The 1340-nt window shown below is 62.2% G+C and carries 1 protein-coding gene; it reads left to right on the top strand.

Going from position 1 to position 1340, the window contains the following annotated elements; all coding sequences use genetic code 11:
* Nucleotides 1–94 precede the first annotated feature (94 nt).
* Entirely contained in the window at nt 95–1321 is a 1227-nt protein-coding gene (locus EYB53_RS25285) for an endonuclease (RefSeq protein WP_135482428.1), read from the top strand.
* Nucleotides 1322–1340: the final 19 nt, after the last annotated feature.

Below are 1340 nucleotides of genomic sequence, written 5' to 3'. Positions count from 1 at the left end.
CTTTTGGGGGTAGGTTTTTCAGATAATGTGCGGGTCATGACCATTTCTGCTACGATTATGGTAACAAACACCGATCGTAGAAAGGAATGGACCCATGAACCGCACGCAAGCATTATCGGAATGGAAGCTGGAAGTGTCAAGCCGGATGCCCCACCTGAGCAAGCCCCAAGCAGTGGTGCTGGCGTTGTGGAGCTTTGGGATCGTCTTCACCCGGTCGTGTGGTCGGGTCACGGTGGCGACGTTTTTGGCCTTGCTGTTGGGTCGGAAGCGCGATGCGGTCGAGCAACAACTGTACGAGTGGTGTGTCGAAGCGCGCCGCAAGCGGGGTTCGAAGCGGCACGAGCTTGATGTGACGAGCTGTTTTGTGCCGTTGCTGCGCTGGATGATCAGCATGTGGGGCGACAGCCTCCAGATCGCCTTGACCCTCGATGCGACGACGCTCAGTACGCGGTTTGCCATCTTGGTGGTCTCGGTGGTCTATCGCGGCAATGCCATTCCGGTGGCCTGGACGATTGTCCCCGCCACCGAGAAACGGGCGTGGCGGCGCGACTGGTTGCGCATGCTGCGCCTCCTGCGTCCCGGCATCCCGTCCGATTGGACCGTGTTGGTCTTGAGCGACCGCGGCCTGTATGCCCGCTGGCTGTTCGGGCGGATCGTCCGCCTCGGGTGGCATCCGTTCATGCGCATCAAGGCGGGAAGTACCTTTCGTCCGGCGGGCAAGGCCACGTGGGTCAAGCTGCGCACCCTGGTCACGGCGATTGGGCAGACGTGGCAGGGTCGGGGAACCTGTTTTCAAGGCGAAGCCAAGCTGACGTGTACCCTGGTGGCCTGGTGGGGTGAGGGCTATGAAGAACCATGGTTTGTCATCACCGACTTTGACCCGGAGGCATGCGATGTCGCATGGTATGGCTTGCGAACCTGGTGCGAGCAGGGCTTCAAATGCACCAAACGCGGAGGCTGGCAGTGGCAACAGACCCAGATGACCGATCCGGAACGAGCGGCTCGGCTGTGGCTGGCGATGGCGGTGGCCAGCCTCTGGACGATCAGCGTGGGCTCGGCGTTGGAGGTGCCCGCCGACGGCGAGACCGACCTCGACCTCGGCGATCTGCCGGAGCTGCGCGCCCTGCTGGGCACCACGCGTACCGGACGCCCCCGCCGCATCCGGCTCTTTCGCTTGGGATGGATCGTGCTCTTGGTGCGGGCCCTGAACCACCAGTCCATCCCCATGCCGCAACGCTTGTCCCCCGAACCCTGGCCAACGACACCGCCATACCATCCCGAAAGAAACGAACGTCATGACGCTCCCTCGGCCCGTGAATAAAAAAACCTACCCCCAAAAG

Origin of the sequence: Candidatus Chloroploca mongolica (assembly GCF_004762035.2) — a bacterium.
In the GTDB taxonomy this organism is placed as follows: Bacteria; Chloroflexota; Chloroflexia; order Chloroflexales; family Chloroflexaceae; genus Chloroploca; species Chloroploca mongolica.
Note: the sequence above shows the minus strand (reverse complement) of the source record. Positions and strands in the feature narration are given on the sequence as shown.

Excerpts from the sequence above, each read along its gene's own strand:
- EYB53_RS25285 (WP_135482428.1), top strand. The coding sequence starts at position 95 with ATGAACCGCACGCAAGCATTATCGGAATGGAAGCTGGAAGTGTCAAGC.